Genomic DNA, 276 nt, shown 5'->3' on the forward strand with positions numbered 1-276 from the left:
TGGTTGAACAAGGTTGAACAGCTTACTGACGATGGTCGACACGCCGCGGAAATGGCCCGGGCGGCTGGCGCCTTCGAGCATGGTGGATAATCCCGGAACGTCGACGTAGGTCTGGCCTTCAGTACCCTGGGGGTACACTTCCGCCGGCGTCGGCGCGAAGACAAAGTCGACATGACGTTTGTTCAGCTTTTCGCAATCATCCTGTAAGGTGCGCGGGTAGCGCGCCAGGTCGTCGACGCGGTCAAACTGCATCGGATTGACGAAAATACTGACCAC

At 58.3% G+C, this 276-nt stretch carries 1 protein-coding gene; it reads right to left on the reverse strand.

From position 1 onward, the window contains the following. On the reverse strand, positions 1-276 hold a 276-nt coding region (locus GJQ66_RS12560; RefSeq protein ID WP_196215898.1), incomplete at both ends, for a pantoate--beta-alanine ligase.

The organism is Microbacterium sp. ZXX196, from assembly GCF_009709595.1.
GTDB lineage: Bacteria > Actinomycetota > Actinomycetes > Actinomycetales > Microbacteriaceae > Microbacterium > Microbacterium excoecariae.